At 30.0% G+C, this 21,749-nt stretch carries 21 protein-coding genes and 1 tRNA gene; 14 read left to right on the forward strand and 8 right to left on the reverse strand.

Annotation, left to right across the window (positions count from 1 at the left end):
- Nucleotide 1: 1 nt before the first annotated feature.
- Entirely contained in the window at nt 2-1,753 is a 1,752-nt protein-coding gene (locus MK083_01650) for a GldG family protein (protein MCH2673159.1), read from the forward strand.
- Nucleotides 1,722-2,738, forward strand: coding sequence for a DUF4340 domain-containing protein (locus MK083_01655; protein MCH2673160.1), 1,017 nt, complete (start codon nt 1,722-1,724; stop codon nt 2,736-2,738). Before MK083_01650 ends, MK083_01655 begins: the two co-directional genes overlap by 32 nt.
- Here the strand turns inward: MK083_01655 and MK083_01660 are convergent.
- The 3 genes from MK083_01660 to MK083_01670 all read right to left on the reverse strand — a co-directional run bounded on the left by MK083_01660 (nt 2,735) and on the right by MK083_01670 (nt 7,496).
- Entirely contained in the window at nt 2,735-6,067 is a 3,333-nt protein-coding gene (locus MK083_01660; protein MCH2673161.1) for a VWA domain-containing protein, read from the reverse strand. The two genes, MK083_01655 and MK083_01660, sit on opposite strands and share 4 nt — an antisense overlap.
- Nucleotides 6,068-6,070: 3 nt before the next feature.
- Nucleotides 6,071-6,643 (reverse strand): CoA pyrophosphatase, encoded by a 573-nt coding sequence (locus MK083_01665; protein MCH2673162.1) that lies wholly within the window; start codon nt 6,641-6,643, stop codon nt 6,071-6,073.
- A 4-nt stretch (nt 6,644-6,647) separates the two neighbouring features.
- Nucleotides 6,648-7,496, reverse strand: coding sequence for a CbbQ/NirQ/NorQ/GpvN family protein (locus MK083_01670; GenBank protein ID MCH2673163.1), 849 nt, complete (start codon nt 7,494-7,496; stop codon nt 6,648-6,650).
- Between the two features lie 223 nt (nt 7,497-7,719).
- On the opposite strand from MK083_01670, the gene MK083_01675 reads away from it, so the two are divergent.
- Nucleotides 7,720-9,036: a replication-associated recombination protein A gene (locus tag MK083_01675; GenBank protein MCH2673164.1), complete on the forward strand. Its 1,317-nt coding sequence runs from the start codon at nt 7,720-7,722 to the stop codon at nt 9,034-9,036.
- Here the strand turns inward: MK083_01675 and ltaE are convergent.
- Entirely contained in the window at nt 9,033-10,061 is a 1,029-nt protein-coding gene (gene ltaE, locus MK083_01680) for a low-specificity L-threonine aldolase (GenBank protein ID MCH2673165.1), read from the reverse strand. The two genes, MK083_01675 and ltaE, sit on opposite strands and share 4 nt — an antisense overlap.
- Nucleotides 10,062-10,094: 33 nt before the next feature.
- Between ltaE and lspA the strand changes: the two genes are divergently transcribed.
- The 8 genes from lspA (at nt 10,095) to dtd (ending at nt 16,877) form a co-directional block, all read left to right on the forward strand.
- Nucleotides 10,095-10,598, forward strand: a complete 504-nt coding sequence (lspA, locus tag MK083_01685) for a signal peptidase II (protein ID MCH2673166.1) — start codon at nt 10,095-10,097, stop codon at nt 10,596-10,598.
- Entirely contained in the window at nt 10,588-11,466 is an 879-nt protein-coding gene (locus MK083_01690) for an RluA family pseudouridine synthase (GenBank protein MCH2673167.1), read from the forward strand. The genes lspA and MK083_01690 overlap by 11 nt, the downstream gene beginning before the upstream one ends.
- Nucleotides 11,466-12,935, forward strand: a complete 1,470-nt coding sequence (gene gltX / locus MK083_01695; GenBank protein MCH2673168.1) for a glutamate--tRNA ligase — start codon at nt 11,466-11,468, stop codon at nt 12,933-12,935. The genes MK083_01690 and gltX overlap by 1 nt, the downstream gene beginning before the upstream one ends.
- Nucleotides 12,936-12,996: 61 nt before the next feature.
- Nucleotides 12,997-13,191 carry a 30S ribosomal protein S21 gene (gene rpsU / locus MK083_01700; GenBank protein MCH2673169.1) on the forward strand — a complete coding sequence of 65 codons (195 nt, stop codon included), beginning with the start codon at nt 12,997-12,999 and terminating at the stop codon, nt 13,189-13,191.
- A gap of 64 nt (nt 13,192-13,255) precedes the next feature.
- A complete protein-coding gene (gene purQ / locus MK083_01705; GenBank protein ID MCH2673170.1) occupies nt 13,256-13,951 on the forward strand; it encodes a phosphoribosylformylglycinamidine synthase subunit PurQ in 696 nt (231 codons plus the stop codon).
- The gene (gene purL / locus MK083_01710) at nt 13,944-16,139 is read left to right on the forward strand and encodes a phosphoribosylformylglycinamidine synthase subunit PurL (GenBank protein MCH2673171.1); all 2,196 of its coding nucleotides are present in this window, start codon (nt 13,944-13,946) and stop codon (nt 16,137-16,139) included. Before purQ ends, purL begins: the two co-directional genes overlap by 8 nt.
- A gap of 13 nt (nt 16,140-16,152) precedes the next feature.
- Nucleotides 16,153-16,437: a hypothetical protein gene (locus MK083_01715; protein ID MCH2673172.1), complete on the forward strand. Its 285-nt coding sequence runs from the start codon at nt 16,153-16,155 to the stop codon at nt 16,435-16,437.
- Nucleotides 16,434-16,877 (forward strand): D-aminoacyl-tRNA deacylase, encoded by a 444-nt coding sequence (gene dtd, locus MK083_01720; GenBank protein ID MCH2673173.1) that lies wholly within the window; start codon nt 16,434-16,436, stop codon nt 16,875-16,877. The genes MK083_01715 and dtd overlap by 4 nt, the downstream gene beginning before the upstream one ends.
- On the opposite strand, the gene nadC is transcribed toward dtd, so the two are convergent.
- From nadC to MK083_01740, 4 genes are all read right to left on the reverse strand, one after another.
- Nucleotides 16,870-17,652, reverse strand: a complete 783-nt coding sequence (nadC, locus tag MK083_01725; GenBank protein ID MCH2673174.1) for a carboxylating nicotinate-nucleotide diphosphorylase — start codon at nt 17,650-17,652, stop codon at nt 16,870-16,872. The two genes, dtd and nadC, sit on opposite strands and share 8 nt — an antisense overlap.
- A 75-nt stretch (nt 17,653-17,727) precedes the next feature.
- Nucleotides 17,728-18,951: a quinolinate synthase NadA gene (nadA, locus tag MK083_01730; protein ID MCH2673175.1), complete on the reverse strand. Its 1,224-nt coding sequence runs from the start codon at nt 18,949-18,951 to the stop codon at nt 17,728-17,730.
- 100 nt (nt 18,952-19,051) lie between these two features.
- Nucleotides 19,052-20,347 (reverse strand): tRNA (N6-isopentenyl adenosine(37)-C2)-methylthiotransferase MiaB, encoded by a 1,296-nt coding sequence (miaB, locus tag MK083_01735; protein ID MCH2673176.1) that lies wholly within the window; start codon nt 20,345-20,347, stop codon nt 19,052-19,054.
- Between the two features lie 7 nt (nt 20,348-20,354).
- Nucleotides 20,355-20,442 (reverse strand) — tRNA-Ser (locus MK083_01740).
- Between the two features lie 64 nt (nt 20,443-20,506).
- On the opposite strand from MK083_01740, the gene MK083_01745 reads away from it, so the two are divergent.
- From MK083_01745 to MK083_01755, 3 genes are read left to right on the forward strand one after another with little or no spacing between them, the layout of a single operon-like run.
- The gene (locus tag MK083_01745; GenBank protein MCH2673177.1) at nt 20,507-21,196 is read left to right on the forward strand and encodes a molybdenum cofactor biosynthesis protein MoaE; all 690 of its coding nucleotides are present in this window, start codon (nt 20,507-20,509) and stop codon (nt 21,194-21,196) included.
- Nucleotides 21,197-21,238: 42 nt separating this feature from the next.
- Complete coding sequence (gene rpsP / locus MK083_01750; GenBank protein ID MCH2673178.1) at nt 21,239-21,508, forward strand: 30S ribosomal protein S16; 270 nt, start codon at nt 21,239-21,241, stop codon at nt 21,506-21,508.
- Nucleotides 21,495-21,749, forward strand: a complete 255-nt coding sequence (locus MK083_01755) for a KH domain-containing protein (GenBank protein MCH2673179.1) — start codon at nt 21,495-21,497, stop codon at nt 21,747-21,749. The genes rpsP and MK083_01755 overlap by 14 nt, the downstream gene beginning before the upstream one ends.

Here is a 21,749-nt window from a genome sequence, read left to right on the forward strand (position 1 = left end):
GATGAGTATAAATAAAGATAAAAGACCTTCAATAGAATCTACAAAATTTAGTCCCACTAAATTTATAACAGACTTAAGAAAAAATATGAAATCCTTGAGACAAGGACTACTATTAGCTTCTATATCTTCATTTTTTCTTGGATTTATTGTGTGGGTTTTCTTTAGAGACCTTTCATCAATAGGTGTATGGATTATGCTAATTGGAATAATTATTCTATTTATAATTGGTTTGATTTCTATAAGAAATATTTTTACTTTTATTTTTGGTAGAAGAGGTAGATATGGTATTAATACCTCAATAATATTTATAACTTCCTTAACTCTCATAATAGTTTTAAATTCATTGTTATTTTGGCTATCAGGTAGGCCTGACTCACCAGATTGGTTGAGAATAGATACTACTGCTACAAAGCAATTTATATTAGAAGATCAAGCAGTTAAAGTTATTGGTAATCTTAATGAAGATGTTAAGATTAACGTTTTCATGGCAACAAATACACCTTCTAAGGCTGCTAATTGGAGAGCGACAGAAGACTTACTTCTTGAATTTAAGAGAAGATCAAAAAAGGTAAATCTGAGTTACGAAAGAATTGATCCTGAATTAGATCCAAATACACCTGCAAAATATGGTGTAAATATTTTCCCCTCAATTGTAGTTGAAGCTCTTGATTCAAGGAGAACTCAAATTATTCCTGGAAGAAATACAAGCATTTCAGACTCTGTATTTACAGAACAAGATATAATAACGGGACTTCTTATTGTAAATCAATTAAAACAAAAAGAGGTTATATTTCTTACAGGACATGGAGAGAGAGACATAACTGATCTCAATCCTAACTCTTCAGGAATGGGATTAGTTTATTCTGATTTATTAGCGCAAAATTATAAAGTTTTATCTGCTACCTCTCAAGAATTAGCAATTTTGTTATCTGAAAATAATATTCCTGCTGTACTTGTAATTGCTGGAGCAGAGTCAAATATTTCTGTACAAGAGTCAGCTATTATCTCGGAATATTTATGGAAAGGAGGAGCTTTATTATTAATGATTGAACCTGAAATTACCCCAGATGGAATAAAAGCATTCCTTTCTAAATATGGTATTGCTGTTGGAGAAGGAACAATATTTGATATGGCAAGCTTTGTTGCTCCTAAGCCAAATTATCTACAAATTAAAAAAACAAATGGTCAAATTCCTCCTCATGAAATAACTAGTGATTTTGATGTACTATATTTTCCTGGTTCAGCCTTTTTAGGTTCTACAATAAGTCCTGATACAGTTCCTGTTTCAGATAATGGTGAACCTTATATAAAACATATTCCTCTTGCGTTTACAACTTTAGAAAGTTGGTCACAAAAAACTAGTGATACAGAAGATATCACTTATGATTCTTCATTGGATGTAATGGGACCATTTCCAACAATTTTAGCTGTAGAATCAATATCTGAACTAGGAAAATTCCCTACTGAAAAAGAAGATGGTACCTTAGCCCAAACTTCTTTAGTGGTTATAGGTGATACGGATTTTGCATCAAATAAGTATGCGGGGTCAGCTATGAATAGTGATTTACTCATAAATAGTATCAACTGGCTAGCAAAAGATTATGAGTTAATCACTATAAGACCTAAAACTCAGTCATTTAGAGAGTTAGTCCTCACTTCAAGTGAAAGAGACTTCATAAGATGGAGTGGATGGCTATTGATGCCTTCATTGATTGGTATAGGTGGAATTATTAGTTGGTGGCGAAGAAGATAAAATGAATCTACGTATCTCATTAGTATTAATAACAATACTCGCTTGGGTTTCAATATTTGGTGTTCTTATATACAAGTCTGATATAGGAGAAGAAAAAGATGTTCAAGAAAGTTCTTTTTTTTATCGAATATCTTCTCAAGATATAACTAATATATCGATAACTCATAATACAAAAACTTTTAGCTGGTATTTAGGAGCCGATAGAGTTTGGTATTTTGATGATATGAATAATGTTCCTACTGACAACTATAGGTGGGGTGGAATAATTGATCTTTTAGCTGGACCAAAACTTTATAGAACGATATCTGAAAATATTGAAGATAAATCAAAATATGGATTAGAAAATCCACAAACTGAAATTTCCATATATCTTAATAATGGAGATAAGAGAACTTTATATATAGGTAATGAAACACCTGATAACCAAAATAATTACGCTTATCTAGAAGGTGTAGATAAATTAGTTATGTTAGATGCTACTTGGAAAGGGGTTTTGATAAGACTTGTGAATGAACCACCTTATCCTAAATGGATGTCAAAATTAATACCCGAAGAAGCAATTGAAATAGTGGTGATAAAAAACTCCGAAATTTATAAAGCCTTTGCAAAAAATAATGAGGGTTGGCATGAATGTATAGTTCCTATTACCTCAACACCATGTAATGGAGATAAACAAACTGAATATATGTACATAGAAAACTTTTTAGAAGAGTATTCAAATATAGAAATACTAGGAGCAGTAAAATTAAATTTAATGTTTGAAGAAGACTATAAACAATATGGTTTAGGTCTAAATGCCCCGTATATTGACATTAAAACTATTTCTAGGGATGAGGCAGGAACAAACACAATTTATAATACTTCTATTAGTATAGGAAAATTAAGTGAAGATCAGAGTGGTTATTTCTCAGTGGTAAAAGAAACTAAAGATGTTGTACTCACTGAAAGATATTGGACAGAAAAAGTATTAAGACTTTTTGATTAAGTTGTTAAGTTTTTATATAGTTCAGGAAGCCTCGCTGGTAACATTGAAATATCAGACAAAACTTCATAAGAAAAATCATCCATCATAGTTTTCAAGTAATCATGTCCAGATTTGTCTACAGTCAAACAGAAAGGAGTAATTCCCTGCTGTCTCGCTTCAATCAATGCTTGCCTTGTGTCATATACTGCGTATTCTTTTTCTACACCTTCTCTTGAATAACCTCTATCTTGAGGTCTTCCATCAGTAATTAGGAAAATGAATCTAGATCTTGCCTCATGATTTGCTAACTTTGTTATAGTATGTCTTATAGCTGGACCCATTCTTGTAGCATGAAGTGGAGCTACTCTGTCTATTCTCCCAGATATCGAATCATTAAATTTTTCATCTAAATCCTTAATAGTATAAAATTCTACATTTTCTCTGCCATACCCTGAAAATCCATAGATACCATAATCATCACCGAGCATCTCTAGAGAATTTACCATTAATACAATTCCTTCTTTTTCTACGTCTACAATTCTTTTATATGACCTTCTAAGACCTTCTGCTCTTCTAGATCTTAGCCATATCATGTATTCAACAGGATCATCAGGAGCTCCCCAATCATCATTATTTGATTTGGAATTATCATCAATAGCCTCAGCTGTTGATGCTGACATATCTATTAACATAGCTACTGCAACAGATCTTTCAGTTTTGTTTCTTCTCCAGTAAATTTTTTCATCTGGAGTTACTCCAGATCTAAGATCAATTAAGGCTTCTATACCTGCATCTAAATCAGCTTCTTCTCCATCTTCTAGTCGTTTTTGTTTTCTGTACTGTTCAGGAACAAAAAGTTCAAATTGTTTTTTTATTTGATAAACCAAAGAAGAATTATCTGTTAATGTATCTTTATAAAAATTTGCCTCTCCATCAGGTAGTTTTTTTTCATGAAGCAAACACCAATTAGGCTTATACTCTACATCCCTAAAGTCCCATTCTGGATATGTATAAGTATCTGGTTCTTTTGCTTCTAATGGGCCACCCTCTTCATCGATATGCATTGGCTCACCGCCAGTAAATGATGAGTTATCTAGATCTCTATTCTTTAATTCTTTCATGAGATTTTCTAGAAGTTCTTGATTCTCAGTTGCATCAAGTTCAGAATTTTGATCAGATTCTTTTGTTTCTAGATCAGGAGAGTTTTGAACTAATTCTTCAATTTGTTCTTGAGTAAGCCCTTGTATTTCTTCACCTTCTCCTTGCATTTCTTCACCACTTACAGTTAGCATTTCAGTTAGAAGTTGTCCTAATTCAGGCTTAAAATCTCCTTGGTATTCTACTGGATCAGCTGGGCTATAATCATCTTCCATAGGATCAATATTTTCTTGATCTTGAGTTTCTTCACCTGATTGTTCTCCCATACTCGATTCATACATATCTCCAAAGAAAGACATCATTTCATCAACAGTTTCTGGATCATTATATTCATCTTCTGATTCATCTATATCTGGTAATTCTTCAATCTCATCAAGTGGTGCATTTTCCTCTTCATTTGAAATTTTTCTAATATTATCAAAAAGTCTTACTGTTACCATCATAGAGTCTTCAACAGTCATAACATTTTGATCAAAATTAGTTAAGGTTCTTAGATAATTTGTAATTTTAGTGAAAATAGTTTTGGTTCCTTTAGGAACTATAAAGTTAGAACCTTTTCCTAATGTAAATCTAACCACTTCTTCAACGAAAATTTCTCTTCTTTTTTCTCTATCACTTGTTCTATTATTTAATGTTTCTAATCTTATTTTTTTAAATTCATTTCTTAAACCTGGATATTTTTTTAAGATCAATTCGTCTATTCTGTATGCTTCAACTATATTAAACAATTCAGCAGCAAACTGTGGGTCTGCAATGAAAGGTTTAGCTCCTCTAAGAACTTTTGCTATTCTAGTAGCATGTTCATCTCCCATTTCAGAAACTTGTTCGAGTAATTTAATAAAAATTTGCTTTGAGTAGGGATTAATAGGTTGAATCCTAAAATCATACTTAAAAGTTCCATATTCTGAATAAGCAGCTTGACGAGCTGAAATAATTTTATAGTAGCTAAAATTTTCATCTTTAGTTGGATACTGTTTTATTACGCTAGGAAGATATATAGTTTTACCATCGGTAGTTGGCAAGTCAGTATCAGTCCAACCAATATTCTTTTCAACATTTTTAGATGTTTCAGATATAGATACATCAACATCACAAAGTGCTGTACAAAAAAGTTTCATTAAATCTTTAATTCTATGTAATTCAACACTAGATGATATTCTATCAATTAAATCATTTGATTCTTTTGACTGAAGCTTAAAGAATTGAGATGCTGGAGTTGTATTAGTGTCTTGATCTATTGCCAATCTTATGCCTTGAGATTTCCATTGATCTAATTGATCAATATCAAGATTGTCTAATAATCTTGGTATATTAGATAGAAAATCAATACTCGCATATGGCACATTATTAACTATTTGTTGATTCATCTGAAGGATCTGGTCTCTATCATTTTTACTTACTAAAGCCAAGGTCTTAATAATTAATTTTAGGAATTCAGAAATTTTTACACCTGCAGTTCCATATATCCTCCTACACATATCAAAAATAAGTTTTATGTTTGCATTTGGTAACTTAATTATTTGTTCTGCAACAATTTCATAGACTGGTTTAATATCTCTCCATTCTTTTTCAGTAATTAATAAAGAAAGATGAATAAGATCATCTATTTCAAGGAAGTTTGTTTTATAAATCTCAATTGAATCATCAAGTATTTCTGATGCATAATCATATGATCTATTTGAAAGAACATCAATAAAATCAACAAGTTTACAATATTGATCAAATGATAATGTTTCTAATATATTTGCAGTTGATTCAAATAATTTACAAGTTAAGTTAGTTGATTTCCAAGTACCTTTATATAACTTCGTAACTCTAGAGACCCAATCATCAATATATCTTGGTCTAAGTCTTATCATTGTCATAGGACTAGAATTCAAAAATGATTCTGATATTTTTGTACTGTCCTTTGATAGCTTTAGTCCTGCTTTGCTCCACCCTAAGAATTGACCTGAAGGAAGATATTGCTGAACCTTTACAGAAGCATTATAGTAGGCTAAAGATGATTCCCAAGAGCGAGCAGAATCCTTGGCTATATCAATGCCAATATTTTCCCATTGGTATAAAATTTCTTCTGGTAGTTTATTTATTAAAATTTCTCTAGATTCTAAATATGCTAATAGAACCTCTTCAGGATAGGCCTTTAGAAGTCTTTTGATTTTTTCATGATCAAATTTTGAAATATTTTCCATAACTTAGTTTTCTAACAAATCTGATAATTGAATTATCATTCTTGCTGATGCTCCCCAAATTAATTTATCCTCGTAAACAAATGCTCTTGAATCAATTCTTTCATCTTCTTTGGTAAAAGAAAAATACCTTTTATTATTATTTTCAATCAATTTAAAAAGAGGTATCTTTGCTATTTCTTCTACCTCATCCTCATTAATATCTATTCTAGACATTCTAGTAACTTCTCCAACATATGGTTGAATTAACCATCCAGTGCCTAAAGTCATAACTGGATCAAGTTCTCCCCATAAAGTAAAATCAGATCTTTCAATACCAATTTCCTCATTAGTTTCTCTTGAAGCTGTATCTTCTAAATTTCTATCTATAGGTTCTGTTTTACCACCAGGAAATGCCCATTCTAAAGCATGTTTACCTTCATTAGCTCTTTTTATCATATACAAAGGAAACTCAGGGTTATCTTTTTCAATTAAAATACTTACNGCTGCAATCATTAGATTATTTTTTCCCAATTTTTTTTTATCTGATATTCTTCCAGAAATTTTTTTCTCTAATAATTTATATTTTTCTAAACTCAAATTATTACTCAAATATTGATGAAACGATTTGGTCTACAGTTTCTTGAATTTGGAATTCATCTGTAATTCCCCAAGTCAAAGCAACTTGACATGCTCTTTTAGGAGAAATACCCTGTTTGATTAATCTTCCAGCATAAATTAACAGTCTAGTACTTGCTCCTTCTTCAAGACCATGTTCGCGTAAATTTCTTATTTTCTGACCCAGAGTAGCAAGCTGATTTGAAATACCTTCATCTATTTCAGCTTCATGAGCAATAATTTTTGTTTCTCTTTCAACTTCAGGAAAATCAAATTCTATAGCTACAAATCTTTGCCTTGTTGAATGCTTCAGATCTTTAACTGCGTTTTGATAACCAGGGTTATAAGAAACTACAAGTAAAAATCCATCATCTGCTTGAATAACTTGACCTAATTTATCTATACTTAAGGTTCTTCTATGGTCTGTTAAAGGATGAATAATAACCGTAGTGTCTTTTCTTGCTTCAACAACTTCGTCTAAGTAACATATTCCTCCAGACTTTACGGCTCTTGTTAAGGGGCCATCAATCCACTTAGTTCCACTAGCATCTAGTAAATATCTTCCAACAAGATCACTAGCAGTTAAGTCTTCATGACAAGCAACAGTTATTAGTGGTATATCTTTAGATTTTTTTTCATTTTCATTTATTTTCCATGACATATATTCAACAAATCTTGTTTTACCTGTTCCAGTTGGGCCTTTAAGAAGAATTGGGACTCTTTCATTATATGCAGCTTGAAAAACTTCTACCTCATCTGAAGTAGGCATAAAGAAAGGCTCTTTATCTACTACGTATTCCTCTGCATTTACTTCTTTATAACTTTGAGTAGCCATGAATAATTCTCCATTTATCGTGTTTTAATTAAAAAGCTAAATTTAAACATAAACTCTTTCTACTATTCATTCAATTCGTAAGATAGAAAAAAAGAGTAATTTTAAAAAAAAAATCTCATGAATTTAGATTAAAAAAAGAAGATTTGATTTTGTTAGATTTAAGGACTATTTTTTCAGAATATGATAGTAACTTAAATTAGGAGAATAAAAAATTAATATCATAATGACTTTATTTGAACATAATATAAGAAAAGAATTACTATCTGACTCTCCATTATCATCCAGAATGAGACCAGAAAGCTATGACGAGTTTATTGGACAAGAACATATTTTAGGTGAAAATAAAACATTAAGAAATCTAATAGAAAGTAAAACAATTCCTTCAATGGTTCTATGGGGACCTCCCGGCACAGGGAAAACTACACTTGCTAAAATAATTTCAGAAAAAATTGGAACTAATTTCAGATCACTTTCAGCAGTATCTTCAGGATTATCTGAAATCAGAAAAATATCAGAAGAAATACTCAATAATAGGACTTCAAAAAATAATAAAACAATTCTTTTTTTAGATGAAATTCATAGATTTTCAAAAAGTCAGCAAGATTCCTTACTACCTTTGATCGAAGAAGGAATAATAATTCTAATCGGTGCAACCACTGAAAATCCTGGCTTTTCTATAATCAATCCTCTTTTGTCTAGAGTAAAAGTTTTTAAGTTTGAAGAACATACCAAAGATAGTCTAAGAAAATTAATTCAAAAAATTTTGGATAATAAAAAAGTTTATTTTAATTATGAAAACATTGAAATTAGTGAAGAAACTATAGAAAGACTTATTTTAGGTTCAAATGGTGATGCTAGGAAACTAATAGATACTCTTGAATTATCGATATTATCTACAAAAGAAAAAAAGGGGAAAAAATCTATAACAAATAAAAAAATTGATGATTTATTGGAAAATAATTCAATTTATGATAAAAAAAGTGATAATCATTACAACAATATATCAGCCTTTATTAAGTCTATTAGAGGATCTGACCCAAATGCTGCTTTGTATTATCTAGCAAGAATGTTAAAAAATGGAGAAGATCCATTATTTATAGCTAGAAGACTTATCATAAGTGCATCAGAAGATATCGGACTAGCAAATCCTAATGCAATGATTATTGCTAATACAACTTTTGATTCAGTAAATAAAATTGGAATGCCTGAGGGAAGAATCCCTCTTTCTAATGCAACTATTTATCTTTCATTATCAGAAAAAAGCAATTCTTCATACATCGCCATAAATGAAGCTTATAATGAAGTAAATGAAAATCCAATATCTGAGGTTCCTAATCACTTAATAAATGCTGTAACGGATTTTGATAAAAAAAGTGGATTTGGAAATGGTTATGCTTATGACCATAATTCAAAAGATGCTTTTATTAAGAAAGATAACTTCCCAAAAAAAATTAATAACAGATCTTTTTATTCTCCAAAAGAAAAAGGAATTGAAAAAAATTTAAAGGAAAGATTCGAAAAATTATGGCAATCAGGTTAAACCGTATTCATAACTTTTGACATAGACTGAATAGTGGTGTCAATATGATCAGATTCTATTCCATAATGAGGAACCATTCTTAATTCAGTATAGGATCCATTTATTATTATTCCTAATTCTCTTAATTTCTCTGAAACCTCAAAACCTTTATTTTCAGGGACCTTAAACTTAACTAAATTTGTATGTATATTATCTGGATTTATATGAATTTTAGAAATTTCAGATAAACCTATTGCTAGCCTTTTTGCATTTTCATGATCTTCAGCAAGCCTATCTATCATAGTGTCTAATGCCACTATTCCACATGCTGCTAAAACACCAACTTGTCTCATAGCAGATCCTAAAAGTTTTCTGATTCTCCTTGCTTCTAGTATCTGATCTTTATCTCCAACTATTATGCTTCCTACTGGGCATGATAGGCCTTTAGAAAGACAAAATGTTACAGAATCAACATGTTCTGTTAGCTCCTTCACAGGAGTATCTAGGGCAATTGAAGCATTAAAAATTCTCGCTCCATCAACGTGAACTCTCAAACCAGCTTTCTTAGCAGCTAGTGCCATTTTATCTGATGATTCTTTAGAAATTGGCATACCGCTTACGCCCCCATGAGTATTTTCAAATGCAAATAATTTTGTACTTGGTTTATGATAATCGTCTGGTTTTACAGCTTCAGTTATTCTGTTAGGATCTATCGTTCCATCTGGGTTTGTCTTGAGAGGATACATTACAACTCCTCCTAAAACAGATACACCACCAGCTTCAGATCCAAAAATATGACATATATCACCTAATAATATCTCGTCTCCTCTAGTTGCTTGAGACAGAACTGAAACTAGGTTGCCTTGAGTCCCTGATGAAACAAATATAGCATCTTCTTTACCAAACAATTCAGCTGCTTTTTCCTCTAATTTATTTACTGTAGGATCACCTTTATATACATCATCGCCTACCTCAGCATTGGCCATTGCTTTTCGCATTTCGGGTGAAGGTTTTGTAACCGTATCTGATCTTAAGTCTATTTCCACTTATAACTCCAAGAATTAATTTATAATGTATATATGAAAAATTATAACTCAATCAAAAAAAAATTTATTAATTCTTGGCTACTTAAAGACAAATTATTTTGGATAACTTTCCCCTCAATTTTTTTTCTAGATCAAATAACTAAATATTTAGTTTATAGTAATATGTACCTTGGTGAATCAATTCCAGAAAATGGATTATTAAGAATAACTTATGCCAGAAATACAGGAACTGCATTTAGCCTTTTTAGATCACACGGTGAACTACTTCTTTTTTTGTCAGTATTAGTTGCTTTATTTTTTACAATATATTTTATTTTTATAGAAAAACCAAAAATATTTATGAGACTTTTTATATCTCTTGTAGTTGCAGGTGCACTTGGAAATATTATAGATAGAATAAGATTTGGTTATGTAAATGACTTTATAGATGTAGGATTTTGGCCCATATTTAATATTGCTGATTCATCAATATCTATAGCAATAACCATTTACATATTGGATGCTTTGATCTTAAGTAGAAATAAAGATGAAAATTAAGCTCGTATCAAATCAAAAAACTCGATTAGATAAATTTATTTCTGAAAATTCTGATTTATCCAGAGAGCAAATTAATAAAATTATTGAAGCAAATAAATGTTTTGTTGATGGGATTATTGCAAAAAAAAAATCTCAGATTATTAATTCAAGAAATGAAATTATTTTAGATACTGAAATAACTGAAAAAAAAATAATCAATCCTTCTTTAAGTTATGTTTATGTAGATAAAGACATCATTGTTATAAATAAAGAGAAAAATACTATTACTCACGGAATTAATAATAATCACTACGGAACACTAAATGGATCTATAATTCAAGATTATCCTGAAATAAAAAATGTTGGAGACATCGAAAGACCAGGAACAGTGCACAGATTAGATAAAGGAACATCTGGTTTAATTATATTTTCACGATCTAAAGAATCTTATCTGATTTTAAAAAATATGATTAAAAATAGAGATATAAAAAGACAATATACAGCTTTAGTTGATGGTAAACCAACCAGACCAAATGCGATTATTGAAGCTCCAATATTAAGAGATCCTATTAATCCTTTAAAAAGAAAGGTTTCGATAGATGGTAAATACGCTAAAACAACCTACAAAACATTAAAAAATTTAGATAACTTTACACTTATTGATGTAGAATTATTTACTGGAAGAACACATCAAATAAGAGTACATATGGCAGAAATTGGTAATCCAGTTGTTGGAGATAGTCTTTACGGAAAACAAAATAAAGAATTAGATAGACCGTTCTTACATAGTTCTAAACTGAATTTTTTACATCCAATAAGTAAAAAAGAATTATATTTTGAAACAGAACTACCAAAAGACTTAAAGCATTTCTTAAGGGATAAAAAATAATGGAAAATGATAAAAAAGTAATTGTTCGTTTTGCACCAAGTCCAACTGGGAATTTACATATTGGAGGAGTTAGAACTGCAATATTTAATTGGTTATTTGCAAGAGCAAATAATGGAAAATTTATTTTAAGAATTGAAGATACTGACAGATCAAGGTACGATAAAAATTCTGAGAATTCTATATTATCTAGTCTAGATTGGCTAGGAATTGATTGGGATGAGGGACCAATTTATCAATCAGATAGAAAAGAAATATATAAAGAAATTTCTAATAAGCTTATTGATACAGGTTGGGCTTATTATGATGATACAACTCCTGAGGAGCTAGATGATTTGAGGAAACAACAAATTAAGGAGAAAAAACCCCCTAGATATGATAACAGAGGAAGGTATAAAGAAATTTCTCATACACAATATTTAGAAAAAAATAGTGATCAAAATCCAATAGTTGTAAGATTTAAGGTTCCAGATTATGGAGCCAAACCATTTAATGATGTAATTCGAGGAAAAGTAGAATTCAATCTCAAGGAAATTGATGATTTTGTCATATTGAAATCAGACGGAATGCCGACGTATCATCTAGCTCATGTAATAGATGATAAATTAATGGATATATCCCACGTTATAAGAGGAGAAGAATGGATTTCAAGTACACCAAGACATGTGCTTATTCATGATGCACTAAATTGGGAATTACCTAAATACGTTCATGTACCCTTAATACTTGGAAAAGATAAATCAAAATTATCTAAAAGACATGGAGCGGAATCTGCTTTGGAATATAAAGAAAAAGGATATTTACCTGAAGCTGTATTAAATTTTCTTGCTTTACTTGGCTGGTCACCGGGTGATAATTCAGAAATAATGACACTCAATGATATCCTAGAAAAGTTTAGCATAGAAAGGATACTTGGTCATCCAGCAGTTTTTGACCCTGAAAAATTAGAGTGGATGAATGGATCTTATATTAGGAATCTAGACGATAATATATTATCAAAAAAAATATTTGATGAAGTAAATAAAGAATTAACACAAGGTGGTTTAATTTCGGATAATGTTAACTCTGAAGTGTTAGAATCTAAAATATTTGAAATAACACCCTTAATAAAAGAAAGATTAAGAACTTTAAGAGAATCATCATACTTAATCAAATATTTTTTTTACGATGATTTTGAAATTGAAAAAGAAAAATTAGTGCCTAAAAAAATTCAAAAAGAACAGATTATAAAAGGTTTAAAAAAATCTATTGACTTAATAGAAAAAATTGAAATATTTGAACCTGAAAATTTAGAAGATAATTTTAGAAATTTAGCAGATGAAATAAATCTAAAAGCGGGTCAATTATTTTTTCCAATTAGGATTGCATTAACTGGAAGAAGAGAATCTCCACCTCTTTTTGATACAATGAAAGCAATTGGAGTTCAAAGCTCAATAAAGAGACTTAATAAAGCAATAAATATTCTGGAATAAAATACATTAATTTTTTATTTGGAATACAATATTAAAATCAAAAAAAATTACATGGAGTAATATGGTAGAAGTAAGAATAAAAGATGACGAAAGTTTTGAAGCCTTATTAAGAAGATTTTCAAAGAAAGTCCAACAAGAATCAATCGTTTCCGAGGCAAGAAGAAGACAAAACTTTGAGTCTCCAACATCCATTCGTAAGAAAAAAATATCTAACAAAAAAAGAAAAAGTTATCGTACTACTTTAAAAAACCAATAAAAGCCATAGAACTTCTAATAATTTAAATTATCATATTATTGAAATTTAAAAATTATTAACTCAATTGAAAATAGGCATAGCTGTATTCCCTGGAACATGGAGTGAAGCTGATACCCGATATGCGACTCAAAATGTTTTGGGTATAACTTCTGAATATATTTGGCACAAAGATCAAAGCATAAATAATGTAGACTTCATTATTCTGCCTGGTGGATTTTCATATGGGGACTATTTGAGAACCGGAGCAATTGCAAGTTTTTCACCAATAATGAAAAAAATAGTAGAGTTTGCAAACTCTGGGGGACCTGTACTTGGAATTTGTAATGGATTTCAAATACTTTGTGAATCAAATTTACTACCAGGAATACTTATAAGAAATAAAGGGCTTTCTTTTATTTGTGAAAATTCTTTTCTCAAAGTTAATAGTAATTCTAAATTTACAAAACTTTATAAAAATAATGAAATTATTAAGATTCCAATTTCTCATGGTGAAGGGAATTTTCAAGCAGATAATAAAATAATAAAACAATTAGAAGATGAAGATAGAATAGTTTTTAGATATTCATCTAAATTTGGTGAAGTATCAAAAAAATATAATCCCAATGGATCAATAAATAATATAGCTGGAATTATAAATTCAGATGGAAATATATTAGGAATGATGCCACATCCAGAGAAGGCTTGCGAAAAAATCATTGGAAGTGACGATGGATTAGGGATATTCTCTTCAATTATAAGAACTATAGGAAAAAATGGTTAAACAAGAAACATTAAAAGAATTAGCTTTATCAAAGTCTGAATATAATCTTATAGTTGAGAAATTAGATAGAGAACCAAATGATTTGGAATTAGGTCTTTTTGGAGCCCTATGGAGTGAACATTGTGGATATAAACATACAAAAAAATTACTCAGAACTATAAAATCAAAATCTGAATTTACTATCACAGAGGCTGGAGAAGAAAATGCAGGAGCAATTAATATAGGTTCCAATAAAGCAATTGTAATGAAAATTGAATCACATAACCATCCTTCAGCAATTGAGCCATATGAAGGAGCTGCAACTGGAGTTGGAGGCATAGTTAGAGATATCTTTGCTATGGGAGCAAGGCCAATAGCTTTATTGAATTCTCTGAGATTTAGTGATTTAGAAGAAAATAGAAATATACAAATTGCCAAAGGGGTAATTGAAGGTATTTCAGGATACGGTAATTGTTTAGGAATACCTAATATTGGTGGAGAATGCTTCTTTGATAAATCATATGAATCAAACCCCTTAGTAAACGCTATGTGTGTTGGTTTAGTAGACTCTAACAAAATATTGAGTGCCAAGGCAGAGAAATCAGGAGATCTTCTAATAATTATTGGTGCTGAAACTGGAAGAGATGGAATTCATGGAGCTTCAGGACTAGCCTCACAGAATTTTGAAGAAACAATTGAATTAAGATCCGCTGTTCAAGTTGGTAATCCTTTTTTAGAAAAATTACTTATTGAAGCTTGTCTAGAAATTTCTAATTTTGATGAGTTAGTTGGAATGCAAGATTGTGGAGCTGCAGGAATAACTAGTGCTGCAATAGAAATGGCTGAGAGATCAAAACTAGGCCTTAAAATTGATATCTCAAAGGTGCCTGCAAAAGAAGATTCAATGACTCCATACGAAATCATGTTATCTGAATCTCAAGAAAGAATGCTCATAGCTGTAAAAAATAATCAATTCGAAAGAATATTTGATGTTTTAGGTAAATGGGATCTAAGGTGTTCAATTATAGGAGAATTTACAGATAGTAATGAAGTCGAGATTTTTCAAGGTTCTAAACTTATATCAAAAACTTCCATTGAAGCACTAACTTCACCTCCTGAGTATGATCTATCACTTATTGCTCGAAAATACAAAAATAAAAAAGAAAAACATGAAATTAAAGAAAAATATAAAACCCTAGATGAAAAATTAGTTCTTCATCATGTAAAAGAGATATTACATTCAAACAATATAGTTAGTAAAGAAAGTATTTATAAAAAATATGATCATCATGTTCAAACTAATACCGTTGTAGAACCAGGAGAAGATGCTGCAGTAATACGAGTAAAAGGAACAGATAAATTTCTTATTTTCAGTTGCGATGGAAACTCTAGGTTTTCATATTTAGATCCTAAAATTGGTGCTGAAATTAATATAGCAGAGGCATGCAGAAATATTTCAGTTTTAGGTGGGAAAGCAATATCTCTAACTGATGGATTAAATTTCGGAGATCCAACTAAACCAAAGGGAGCTTTTGAACTAATAGAAACATTCAAAGGATTTAATTCAGCATGTGAAATATTTGATATTCCAATTATAAGCGGAAATGCTAGTTTATATAATGAGGGATATAATTCATCAATAAATCCCACGCCAATCATTGGAGCAATGGGCATAATGAGTAGTCAAACTAAAATCATAACTAAAAGTTTCGTCTCAGAAGGAGATTACGTAGCGATAATTGGTAAATCTATGTGGGGATCTGATTTAGGTTTATCCGGAAGTGAATTCCAATCTTATTTTGATAGATCTATCTCGGGAGAAATTATGATAGATTTAGAATTTGAAGAAAAAATACAAAATAAAATAAGAAACTTAATAAAAAATAATCTAATTAATTCTGCAACAGATATATCTTTAGGGGGATTAATAATTAGCCTTATTAAGTCATGTGAAAAAAATAAATTAGGTGTAAATATAAATAAATCTATCCCCAATAACTGGGCAGGGGCTTTGTTTGGCGAGGATCAATCAAGAATAATATTTTCTTATAACCCCAAAAATGAAGATAAAATCAAAAAACAATTAAGTAATATAAATTGGGAAAATATTGGAGTTGTAAGCAAAGAAAATATAAAATTTGGAAATATTTTATTAGAAAGTGAAGAACTAATTTTAAGATATAATAAAGGTTTTAGTGTAGATATATAAGTTAAATAATTTAATGCCAACTTACGAATTTAAGAATAAAAATACAGGAAAAATTGAAGAATATTTACTTTCATTTAGTGAAGTAGATAAATTCAAAAAAGATAATCCTCATTTATCAAGAATTTGGACAAATACTCCTAATGTAATCTACAAAGGTAGTGGATTTTACTCAACAGATTATAAATCAAGTTCAAATACAAAAAATAAAAAATCTGAAAACAAAGAGACTTCTACTAAAGAGACTTCTACTAAAAAGACTTCTACTAAAGAAAAGAAATCTAATAAAAAATCCAAGTGAGAGCACTTATTCAACGTGTAAAATCTGCATCAGTAGAAGTCGAAGATAAAATAGTTTCTGAAATTAATTCTGGGCTAGTTGTTTTACTTGGAATTACTCATGATGATTCTCTAAATGATACAAAATATCTTATTAACAAAATAATTAATTTGAGAATATTTGGAAATGATCAAAATGATAATTTCGAATTATCCTTATTAGAAACAAAAAAAGATATTTTAATAATTTCTCAATTTACATTATTTGCGAACACCAGAAAAGGAAGACGACCAAGTTTTACTGAATCAGCTAAATCAGATAATGCTAAAAGAATTTATGATGAATTTATAGATACAATAAGTGAAGAACAAATAAATATAAAAACAGGTATTTTTGGAGCAAAGATGCTGGTTCAGATAAATAATGATGGCCCAGTAACAATTTCTATGGATTCTAGATAAAACTCAAGGAAATATCGAGAGCCTTAGCAGAGTGAGTTAACTTTCCAACAGAAATAATATCTATTCCTGAAATTTTGTTCAATTTTACCAATCTAGCCTTATCAATATTCCCTGATACTTCTACCAATTTTTTACCATTTATTCTTTTTATACACTCTATAATTTCACTATCAGTCATATTATCTAGCATGATTATATCTACATCTGAATCTATTGCTTCATCTAGAAGTTTATAACTATCAACTTCAATTTCTATTTTGATTGTATGAGGAGAATTAAGTCTCGACTGTTTTACTAATTCTTTCAAAGTCATATTCTGCTTAAAAGCGGCGGAAATATGGTTATCTTTAATTAGAACTCCATCACCAAGATTTCTTCTATGATTAGATCCCCCTCCACACCTCACAGAATATTTATCTAAATTTCTCCACCCAGGAATAGTTTTTCTTGTGTCACTGATTGATATTTTATCCACTAATTTCACATATTCATTAGTTAGAGTAGCTACACCTGACATTCTTTGTAAAAAATTAAGAGCTGTTCTTTCAGCTGATAAAATATTATTTTTATCACCAAAAATTTCTGCAATTATTACCCCTGGTTGGAGTGAGTCAGAATCAAAACAATTTTCAATGTACTTAATATCTGGATCTATTTTTCTAAATACTTCTTTAGCAACAGTATTTCCACATAAAATACCTGATTGCTTTGAAATTATTACGCACTTAACATTTTCAGGTCTTAGACTTAAAGATTGAGTAGTTATATCACCCAAAGATAAATCTTCTTGAATAGCAATATCAATTATTAGATCTAAATCTGGGATTTGAGTGTTTATATCTAAATCCTTTTACTGCGGTAAATCAAGCATTCTTTGAAGACTTAATTTAGATAATTCTTGAATTTTGTCATCAACTTTTATCTGATTTATAACATATCCAGCCACAAGCCCCTCCATTACCCAAAGAAGATATGCGGGATGAACTCTATACATAGTTGAACATGGACATATCATGTCATCCAAACAAAAAACATTTTTATCAGTATAAGTATGAGCCAATCTCTTAACTAGATTGATTTCTGTACCTATTGCCCAATTAGTTCCAGCGGGAGCATTCTGAACCATGTCTTTTATATATTCTGTTGAACCAACAAAGTCTGCTTCACTTACTACTTCATTAGTACATTCAGGGTGAACTAATACGTTTACATCAGGATATTTATTTCTAGCTAAATTAATTTGATCAACAGAGAACCTAGTATGAACTGAACAATGACCTTTCCATAAAATAAGCTTGGAGTTATTTATTTCTTCTTCTGATAATCCACCATTTATCTTATAGGGATCCCAGATAACCATTTCTGATTTTTTAATACCGTATTCAAGTCCAGTATTTCTTCCTAAATGTTGATCTGGAACAAATAATATTCTTTCTCCTCTTTCATATGCCCAATCAAATGCCTTCCTAGCATTGGAAGAAGTACATACTATTCCATCATTTTCTCCACACAAAGCCTTTATAGAAGCTGTACTATTCATGTATGTGACAGGAATTATCGATTTTTTACTAGACTTATTATTTATAATATTGTTGATTTGAGTCCAACTTCTCTTAACATCTTCTGTTGCAGCCATATCTGCCATTGAGCACCCTGCTGCCATATTCGGAAGAATAACTTTTTGTTTACTAGAAGACAAAATCTCAGCTGTTTCAGCCATAAAATGGACACCACAGAAAATAATAACTTCTGAGTCTGATTTTTCTGCAGCTAATTTAGAAAGTAAGAAAGAGTCGCCTTGTAAGTCAGAAAACTCTATAACATCTTCTCTTTGATAGTGATGACCAAGGATAGTTACTTTTGATCCCATAGCATCTTTTAATTTCTTAATAGACTTTTTTATTTCTTCAGGTGTGAGTTTTAGATATCTAGTAGGAATCTTTTGCCATCTCACACCAGAATTAAACTCTTCTTCGAGAGTTTTAGTTCTGAAATTAGCCCCATCTTGACAGAAAGCAGACTGCTCTAACTCTGTAATTGGAATATTTATTTTATTTTGATATTTTATAACCATTTTGTTATTTTTCTAATAATACTTATAGAAAAATTTTAATTATCAATTTTATATTTATTTATTATAAAATCAAACACTTAGTTTAATTTTATCTAATTTTTTAAAATTTTTCCCCTATAAGAGAGTATGAAGATATTTCAATAATCTTAGTTTTATGAATATTTCCAATCATCGATTCATCTCCATCTTGAATATAAACAAGTTTATCTCCTTCTGTTCTTCCAAAAAGTCTATTTCTTACAATACCCTCAACTAATACATCATATTCATTATTTAAGTATTTACTGTTTAGATCAAATTGAATTTTGTCCTGCAATTCGTTGACCACACTTAATCTTTTTCTTTTCTCTTGTTGTGTCAAATTATCTTCTATTTTCCTAAAAGCATAAGTTCCTTTTCTTTCAGAATATGCAGCAACATGAACTTTATCAAATTTGACCATATTTAGGATATCTAATGAATCTTGAAAATCTTTTTCGGTTTCACCGGGGAAACCAACTATCAAATCAGTAGTAATGGTTGCATCTGGGACTAAAGACTTAATCTCTTCAATTTTTCTCATATATTGATTTCTTGTATATCCTCTTCGCATATTAGCTAAAATTCTATTTGATCCAGCTTGAAAAGGTAGATTTATAGATTTACAAACTTTAGGTAAATCTCTAATTGTTTCAATCAATTTTCTAGACATATCATTTGGATGAGAAGTTAGGAATCTTATTCTAAGGATATTTTCTATTTCACTAATAGAGTACATAAGATCAGAGAGATCTTTTTTTGGAAGTAAATCATGTCCATAAGAATCTACATTTTGTCCCAATAATGTTACTTCAAGAGTTCCATTATTTGCTAAATATCCTACTTCTTTTACAACTTCATTCAGCGGTTTACTAGTTTCTCTTCCTCTCCTATATGGTATTACACAAAATGTACAAAATTTATCACATCCTTGAACAATAGGGACAAATTCAGCAAACTTTGATTTTTCAGGTATTAAGTTTTCCAAACATCCATCTGATGATAAATCCAAATAATCTGCAATATTTTCTATTATTTTTGAAGTGTCTTGAGGTTTAGCCCAAAGATCTACTTGAGGAAACCTCAGTTCTAAATCCTTAATTGTTGACTCTACCATACATCCAGTAACACATATGTAAGTATTATTTTTCTTTTTTTGTTTAGCTAACTTTCCAAGAAGACCTGTCGCAGTATCTTCTGCAGATTGTCTGACAACACAGGTGTTTAGTACAACTATACCAGCATTTTCAATATTCTTTTCTTCATCTAATCCAAGCCTTTTTAATCCTACGTCAACTCTTTGAGAATCAGCTACATTCATCTGGCAACCAACTGTCCATATGTGAAAAGAATCTATTTTATTTTCTTTAGTTATCATATTTTTATGGCGGGGAGAGCGGGATTCGAACCCGCGTGGGGCAAAACCCCTCCCACTTAGCAGGCGGGTGCACTAGGCCTCTATGCGATCTCCCCTAATTTAACTATTTTCGTAAAACTAAATTATACTTATAAGTGTATCAAAATATTTATTACAAAAATGATAAAAATAAAAATTAAATTCTTTGCAAAATTAAAAGAAGATATTGGTCATAAAAGTTTTATTCTATCTCTTGATAAGCCTCAAAGAGTTATAGATATTATAAATATAATTTCTAAAGATTTTGATATAGATATTCTGTCTCGAAATAATTATCTGTACGCTAAAAATTTAGAATACTGTTCTCTAGAAACAATTCTTGAAGAAGATGACGAATTAGCAATAATACCGCCTGTTAGCGGAGGATCAATAGATCGTGATAATTCTAAATTTTCAGTAGAAATAACTAAAGAAGAATTAAAACTTGATGAATATATCGAAAAAAAGTTTTCATCTAAAGATGGCTCTGAAGTTATATTCTTAGGAATTACAAGAGATCATAACTTAGGAAGAGATGTAGATAAATTATTTTATGAGTCATATTCTGAAATGGCTGAAAATGAGATTTATAAAATAATTGATAAGATACGCTTAAAATGGAAAATATCTTCGTTAAGAATTATTCATCGATTAGGAGTAGTTTTGCCTTCTGAAATTAGTATGATACTCATAGTCACTTCGTCTCACAGAAAAGAATCATTTGAATCAGCAGAATTTTTTGTTGATGAATTAAAGAAATCTGTACCAATATGGAAAAAAGAATTCTTTCAAGACGGAACTGTGTGGATAAATGATAAAATAGTAGAGTAAAATTCATAACGTACAAAAAAATTTAAGTTAGATATAAGGTAAATAATGGTAAGAATAAGACTTAGAAGAATGGGAAGTAAAGGAAAACCATTTTATAGGATAGTTGTGGCAGATCAAAGAGCTCCAAGAAATGGTAAATACTTAGATCTTATAGGAACGTATGACCCTCATCAAGATCCCCCAGAAATCTCAATTAATGAAGAAAAAATATCTAAATGGATTGGAAATGGTGCTCAACCTTCTGATTCTGTAAGTAGTTTACTTAAAACAAAGGGTATTGAAATTAAAGGAAATTCTAATGACAGTAAGTAAAGATCCTTCTAATCCAGAAGAGCTAGTAAAATATATAGCTAGCTGTTTAGTTGAGAATGCTGACAAGATTGAAATTGAATCTGTTGAAGAAGGAAATAAAACTATTCTAAAATTGAAAGTTGATGAAACTGATAAAGGAAAAATTATTGGTAAAAACGGGAAAATTGCAAAATCAATAAGAAATGTCTTAAAGTTAGCTTCCACAAAACATAATAACAAATATATGTTAGAAATTATCTAA

Source organism: Dehalococcoidia bacterium (genome assembly GCA_022451965.1).
Taxonomy (GTDB): domain Bacteria; phylum Chloroflexota; class Dehalococcoidia; order Lucifugimonadales; family Lucifugimonadaceae; genus TMED-70.